Genomic DNA, 7243 nt, shown 5'->3' with positions numbered 1-7243 from the left:
CCCCCCCCCCCCCCCCCCCCCCCCCCCCCCCCCCCCCCCCCCCCCCCCCCCCCCCCCCCCCCCCCCCCCCAAACCCCTAATCAAAAATAGCGAGTGCGGAAAGCGAGAAAAAGCTTCAAAAAAATATTATTTCAATTTTTTAATTAGTTGAAATTTTTTAGAGATCCTTTAATTTTACCACAGCATTTTTCTGAAAATCTTCCGTCAGATGAAAAACTTTTCCAAGCTTTTGTGACGCATTGACAAAACTGATGAATGTACATAGTTCCAGAATCTCTTTTTCGGAAAAATATTCTTTCAAAAGGCTAAAATGACCGTCTAAAATAGAGTGATGATCTTTACAGAAGAGTTCTGCGAAACTTATAGCGACAGATATTTTAATTTCAGATTCATTAAAATCTGGTCGCCCGCTTTTTACCATGCAATATTCACAACCGGCTTCAAACGCCATAGCACGACGGATCTGTTCCAGTAAATTTTTGTTAAGCGACGAATTTTGCCAAAGTGTTTCTTCGAGATCACACCATTTCGTTAGAATTTCAGTATTGTGACCGATGATTTTTTCGAAAGGAGTATTTCCATTTTTTGATAAGCTAATTCTTGTCATTTCTTTTAATTTTATACTTCAAAAATCGAATTAATTATTATGCTGAAGAAACGGATTTTGTCTTACATTTGATTTATTAAACTTGATTTAATCTTATTTTAAATATTTTTCAATGAAAATCGTTTTAGATGCTTTTGATTACCGAATTTTAGAAATTTTAAATGATAATTCCAGGCTTAGTTATGCTGAAATTGGTCGCATGATTTCCCTTTCACAGTCTGCCACTAAAGAACGTGTGCAAAACCTTATTGATATTGGAGTGATTCGGAAATTTTCTGTGGATATTGATTATTCTAAATTAGGATATAATTTGTGTGTGATTATCAATATTAAATTTAAAAATGATGAATTCCGAAAGTTTATAGATCATCTTTCGCTTTTTCCGGAAGTGATAAGATGTAAAAGAATAACTGGCGAATATTGTTTAACAGCAGAATGTATTTTAAAAGATAGCAGTCATTTAGAAAATATTATAGATCGTTTAATTCAGTATGGTATTCCCACCACTTCGATACAGCTTTCTGAAATACAAACTGGAAACTTTTTTAAGAATTCTAAAAAATCTAATGCTTTATTTGGGGATTGATCCTAAAAATTGTCACGCTAAATATATTAAAAAACAAAAAATCCATCTCATTGAGATGGATTTAAGTGGTTTCTCCAGGAATCGAACCAGGGACACATGGATTTTCAATCCATTGCTCTACCAACTGAGCTAAGAAACCTTTTGGTTTGTACTTCGTTTTGAAGTGGTGCAAAAGTAATAATAAATACTGACTCTCGCAAATTTTATTTTAAAACTTTTTTGAAGAAGAAACCACCTTTTGATGGGTGGTTTCTTTAGTGGTTTCTCCAGGAATCGAACCAGGGACACATGGATTTTCAATCCATTGCTCTACCAACTGAGCTAAGAAACCATTCTGTTACTTCGTTGTTTTAAAGTGATGCAAAAGTAGTAAGTTTTGATATATGAAGCAAGTATTAGCAGTACTTTTTTTAACAAAACTTAAAACTTATTGGTTTTCAGGTGAATTATTTTCCTGTTCTTTTCTTATCTGCTCGCTCATTTCCTCTAATACAGGCTTAATCGTGCTTTCCGGAAGGTCACTAATTCTAATATACATCAGCCCATCAATGGCATCATTGAAGTTCGGGTCTACATTAAATGCAATTACTTTCGCATTTTGCTTTATGTATTTTTTAATCAAGACAGGCAATCTCAACTCCGGTTCAAGGTCATCAATGATTTTATCTAATTTATTTAAATCAGATTCCATTTCATCAAAGAAAAGATTCTTATCCCTATCACGAAGTTTTACTTTATATTCATTTCTCGGCGTGATGTATTGAGCCACCGCAGAATCATAATAATTCGAACGCATAAACTCAATCATCAAAGACTTTGAAAATTCAGAGAATTTATTGGAGATACTTACACCCCCCATCAAGAATTTATGATCCGGATTTCTTAAGCAAACATGTACAATTCCTCTCCATAAAAGGAAAAGCGGAAGCGGTTTCTGCTGATATTCCTGACAGATATAGGCGCGCCCCATTTCAATTACTTTTTTGAAGAAAGGGTGGATATCCTGTTCAAATTCAAACAAAGAACTTGTGTAGAAGCCTTTAATTCCAAATTTTTTCATGACTTCTTTACCTAACGCCATTCTATAAGCTCCAACAAGCTTTTCTGCAGCATTATCCCAAAGGAAAAGATGATGGTAATGTTTATCGTATTCATCCAAATCAAATGGAAGATTGCTTCCTTCACCAACCGCTCGAAAAGTTAACTCTCTCTGGCGGCCGATTTCCCGCATTACAGACGGAATTTCTTCATAAGCTGTAAAGTACACCTCATAATTTCCGTTGCTGAAAAACATCTTATCAGTTCCTCTCAGTTTATTGATATCTTTAATAATATCTTCTTTCGGAGTTTCGTCGATAATATTCTGAACAATATTTTCCTCTTTTAATAAAGGAAATTTTACCGATAAATTTTGAAGATTGATACTTTGAGCAAGCGATTTCCTTTTTTCATAGTAAGATTTCATCATATACACCTTACGTTTCAGAAATTCGCCTAATTCTTCAACGGTTTCCATATCATCCATCGCTTTTACGGTGATAGGTCGCCCGATTCTTATACGAATTGGCTTTTCCCTATTATTCATCATTTCTGCAGGAAGCATCAATGTCTGTAAATTGGGATGAAGTTTAGCGATCTGATAAAACAGTCGACTGTTTTTTGCATGAAAATACATAGGAACCACCGGAACTTTAGCCATTCTGATAAGCTTTAAGGCCGGTTTTTCCCATTCTTTATCTAAAATTTCTCCGTAAGGATTATTTTTATTTGAAACTTCTCCAGCCGGGAAAATACCTACGCATCCTCCGTTCTGAAGATGTTTCAGCGTTTCGCGCATTCCGGAAGAGCTGCTGTACGCTTCTTTTCTGCCTTCAAAAGGATTTACAGAAATTACGTACGGTTCCATCGGTTTGATTTTTTCCAAAAGGAAATTACCCATCACCTTAAAATCCGGACGAACTTCTGACAGAACTTTGCACATCAAAATCCCATCAATAGCACCCAAAGGATGATTACAAACCAGAATAAACGGTCCGGTTTTAGGGATTTTTGCCAAATCTTCTTCAAAAGCGATATAGCTTAAGTTTCTCTCTCTCACAAATGAGTCGAAAAAGTCTTTACCTTCCTTATCTTTTAGTTTGTCGTATAGTTTGTTGACTTCGTTTATTTTAGCAACGCTCATAATAGCAGATGCTACAGGATTCTTAAGGAAACCTATTTTATTCAAGCCCGAAGCTTTGATAAGATCATTTTTCGAAATTAAACTCATATGTGTTTAGTCGCAATTAATTTTACTGTGTTACCATTTGAAGAGTATTCTTGGCAATCTGCTCCAACAATACGTTCTTTTCCTGATAAAATTTGTCAATGTTCTCCATTTTCGCATTTCTTACCGTAAATAAAGATACATTTTTTACAACTTCTGTTTTAAATACTTTTTGCAAATCTTCATTAAGCTCATCCACTGTTTCATATTTGTCTTCCAAACATAAAGCTAGTGAAATTGCTGAATTCTGCATCAAAGAAACTTTAATTTTATATTTAGATAAATATCCAAAAATTAAACTCATATGATCTTCCGCGATGAAAGAAAAGTCTCTCGTAGAGATTTTTAATAAGGTTTGATTTTCTTTTAAAATATAAGATTCTTCGTTTTGATTGTGGTCAGAAGCACCCACTTTTGTTCCTTCTTTGGTAGGTTCTACGAAAGATTTTACATAAAAAGGAATATTTTTTTGCTGAAGCGGCTGCAAGGTTTTCGGGTGAATGACACTTGCTCCGTAATACGCCATCTCAATAGCTTCTTCATAAGAAATATTCGAAAGAAGCGTTACATCTTTGAATTTTCTTGGGTCACCTGTCATCACTCCCGGAACGTCTTTCCAGATTGTCATAGCTTCTGCGTTTAAGCAATACGCAAAAATTGCCGCAGAATAATCCGAACCTTCTCTTCCTAAAGTTACTGTGAAATTGTTATCATCAGAACCAATGAAACCCTGAGTAACATAGCAGATTTCTGAATTTAAAGTAGAAATAAATTCTTCTGTTTTTGCCCAGTTTACAGTTCCTTCTCTGTAAGAATTGTCTGTTTTTACGTAATCTCTCGCATCCAGCCATTGGTTGGTAAACTGAATTTCATTCAGATATTCGCTTACAATTTTTGTAGAAATCATTTCTCCGCAACTTACCACCTGGTCGTATACAAAACTGTAATTTGGAGATTTATTTCTTCTTAAAAAAGAATCAATATCATCAAAAAACAGATTGATTTCTGCAAAAACGGCATGATTTTCAGGAAATAAACCTTCCGCAATCTCAATATGTTTTTGTTTTATCTTTTCAATTTCAGTTTGGTAGTTATCTTTCTTGAAATAAAGTTCAACCACTTTTTCCAATTCATTAGTCGTTTTGCCCATTGCTGAAATTACAAGCAAACATTTAGCAAACCCCTGGCTTTTCAAAACCATGGATACATTTTTTACACTATCGGCATCTTTTACCGATGCTCCACCAAACTTGAAAATTTTCATTAAATTGTTAATAATAAAATTGTTAGATAAAATTTACATGAGTTTTTTACGGGCATCAAAATTATAAATTTACATCGAGATATGAAATAGCCTAGTATCGCGATAGGCTTAAGATTTTATTAAAATCAATGTTTACCTCCATTTTATGGGGATTGATTCAAAGTATTGGGAGTTTATTTGGAGTTAATATTTTAATTGAATGATGATTTTGTGCTTGTATTATGTTGATAAACAGGAAGTAAAGTCTTTTGTGAATAATTTTTTCTAAATGTGAATAATTTTACGAAATTTGGAGAAATCGTAAAAAGAAAAATATGTCAGATCAGCCATTGCAAACGTTAGGAGAATTTCTCATCGAAAAACAGGAAGATTTTCAGTATTCCACAGGTGAATTTTCCCGTCTTCTAAGTGCAATAAGATTAGCTTCAAAAGTAGTAAACAGGGAAGTAAACAAAGCCGGAATTGTAGATATTTCTGGTGCTGCAGGAAATCAGAATATTCAGGGTGAAGAGCAGCAAAAATTAGATGTAATTGCTAACGAAATTTTTATCACGGCGCTTTCTCAAAGAGAAGTGGTATGCGGAATTGCTTCTGAGGAAAATGATGATTTTATTGACATAAAATGCGGTGAAAACGGTCATTTAAGTAAATATGTTGTACTTATTGATCCGCTTGACGGTTCTTCGAATATTGATGTGAATGTTTCAGTAGGAACTATTTTCTCGATTTACAGAAGAGTGACCGAGCCCGGAACTCCGGTTCAGCTGGAAGATTTCTTACAAAAAGGAATTAATCAGATTGCAGCGGGATATGTGGTTTACGGTTCATCAACGATGATCGTTTATACCACAGGAAATGGCGTGAACGGGTTTACGCTTGATCCGTCTTTGGGAACGTATTATCTTTCTCACCCGAATATGCAGTTTCCGAAAACGGGTAAAATTTACTCTATTAACGAAGGAAATTATATTAAATTCCCTCAGGGCGTTAAAAATTACCTTAAATATTGCCAGATGGAGGAAGGCGACAGACCTTATACTTCAAGATATATTGGTTCGTTAGTGGCTGATTTTCATAGAAATATGCTGAAAGGCGGAATTTATATTTATCCATCTTATTCACAAGCTCCAAACGGAAAGTTGAGATTATTATATGAATGTAATCCAATGGCTTTCTTAGCTGAACAGGCGGGTGGAAAAGCAACAGACGGTTTCAGAAGAATTTTGGAGATTGAACCGACAGAGCTTCATCAAAGAATACCGTTTTTCTGTGGAAGCATCAATATGGTTGAAAAGGCAGAGGAATTTATGCGAATTGATAGTGTAAAATAAATGAAAGCGGAATATTTTAGATATTTATTACAATTTAAACGCCCGAGTGGAACATCTCGCGGCGTTTTGCATGAAAAAGAAACCTTTATTCTTGAAATTTCGAAAGATGGAAAAAAAGGAGTAGGAGAGTGCGCGCTTTTCAGAGGATTAAGCTTTGATGATCGACCGGATTATGAAGAAAAGCTACAATGGCTTTGTGAAAATATTCAACAAGATGCTGAATTCTTAAAGGAAGAATTAAAGAATTTTCCATCTATCTGGTTTGGATATGAACAAGCTTTTTTGAATTTAAAGTATGGTAAACATCTTTATTTCCCAAGCGAATTTACTGAAGGAAATACTCCGATTGTGATCAACGGTTTGATCTGGATGGGCGATGTTCATTATATGGAAGAACAGATTCAGGATAAACTGAAAGATGGTTTTCATTGTATTAAATTAAAAATTGGTGTCGACTGGAAATCTGAGCATCAAGTGCTTCAAAAATTAAGACAAAAGTTTTCGAAAGAATTGTTGGAACTTCGAGTTGATGCAAACGGAGGTTTTACAAAAGAAGAAGCGAAAGTTGTTTTACAGCAATTGGCAGATTTAGATATTCACTCTATCGAGCAGCCGATAAAAGCCGGAAACTGGAATGATATGGCAGAATTATGTGCCGCAACTCCAACTCCGATTGCTTTGGATGAAGAATTAATAGGAATTACAGATTTCAATGAAAAGAAAAAATTGTTGGAAGCAATAAAACCTCAATATATTATTTTAAAACCATCTTTAGTAGGAGGTTTTTTAGGTTCGGATGAATGGATTTCTCTTGGTGAAGAACAAAATATAGGTTGGTGGATTACTTCTGCGCTAGAAAGCAATATTGGCTTGAATGCTATCGCTCAGTACACTTTTACTAAGCATAGTAAAATGCCTCAAGGTCTTGGAACAGGAGGTTTATTTACGAACAACTTTGAAAGTTATCTGGATTTGAAAGGAGAAAATTTGTTTTTTAAAGGTTCAATGTAGTTTTAGGATCGAATAATTTTTGTGTGTTTTTGATTTTAAATTCAGTTTAAATCACATCTTTAATGAAAATGGCTTTCTTTATATATTCTAAAATATAAGAAACCTTTTTTTTAATCTTCTTCATAATAAAATTTTTAGCATTTTGTCAGTCGAGTGAAAATTGGCAATCATTATGCCA

The 7243-nt window shown here is 34.4% G+C and carries 6 protein-coding genes and 2 tRNA genes; 3 read left to right on the top strand and 5 right to left on the bottom strand.

Annotated elements, in window-relative coordinates:
• Positions 1-157: 157 nt before the first annotated feature.
• Positions 158-607 (bottom strand): carboxymuconolactone decarboxylase family protein, encoded by a 450-nt coding sequence (locus ABEG63_RS06310; protein WP_346583812.1) that lies wholly within the window; start codon positions 605-607, stop codon positions 158-160.
• A 112-nt stretch (positions 608-719) separates the two neighbouring features.
• On the opposite strand from ABEG63_RS06310, the gene ABEG63_RS06305 reads away from it, so the two are divergent.
• Positions 720-1193, top strand: a complete 474-nt coding sequence (locus ABEG63_RS06305) for an Lrp/AsnC family transcriptional regulator (RefSeq protein WP_267406475.1) — start codon at positions 720-722, stop codon at positions 1191-1193.
• Positions 1194-1259: 66 nt separating this feature from the next.
• On the opposite strand, the gene ABEG63_RS06300 is transcribed toward ABEG63_RS06305, so the two are convergent.
• The 4 genes from ABEG63_RS06300 to ABEG63_RS06285 all read right to left on the bottom strand — a co-directional run bounded on the left by ABEG63_RS06300 (position 1260) and on the right by ABEG63_RS06285 (position 4723).
• A tRNA-Phe gene (locus ABEG63_RS06300) sits at positions 1260-1332 on the bottom strand.
• A gap of 119 nt (positions 1333-1451) precedes the next feature.
• Positions 1452-1524, bottom strand: a tRNA-Phe gene (locus tag ABEG63_RS06295).
• Between the two features lie 96 nt (positions 1525-1620).
• Positions 1621-3462 carry a lysophospholipid acyltransferase family protein gene (locus tag ABEG63_RS06290; protein ID WP_267406474.1) on the bottom strand — a complete coding sequence of 614 codons (1842 nt, stop codon included), beginning with the start codon at positions 3460-3462 and terminating at the stop codon, positions 1621-1623.
• 22 nt (positions 3463-3484) lie between these two features.
• On the bottom strand, positions 3485-4723 hold the full coding sequence (locus tag ABEG63_RS06285; protein WP_346583811.1) for an aspartate kinase: 1239 nt from the start codon (positions 4721-4723) through the stop codon (positions 3485-3487).
• A 314-nt stretch (positions 4724-5037) separates the two neighbouring features.
• On the opposite strand from ABEG63_RS06285, the gene fbp reads away from it, so the two are divergent.
• Together fbp and ABEG63_RS06275 are read left to right on the top strand one after the other, a co-directional pair.
• Positions 5038-6054: a class 1 fructose-bisphosphatase gene (fbp, locus tag ABEG63_RS06280; protein WP_267406472.1), complete on the top strand. Its 1017-nt coding sequence runs from the start codon at positions 5038-5040 to the stop codon at positions 6052-6054.
• A complete protein-coding gene (locus tag ABEG63_RS06275; RefSeq protein ID WP_346583810.1) occupies positions 6055-7065 on the top strand; it encodes an o-succinylbenzoate synthase in 1011 nt (336 codons plus the stop codon).
• Positions 7066-7243 lie beyond the last annotated feature (178 nt).

The organism is Chryseobacterium sp. C39-AII1 (assembly GCF_039672645.1).
Classification (GTDB): Bacteria; Bacteroidota; Bacteroidia; order Flavobacteriales; family Weeksellaceae; genus Chryseobacterium.
This window is presented reverse-complemented; position numbering and strand designations above follow the sequence as displayed.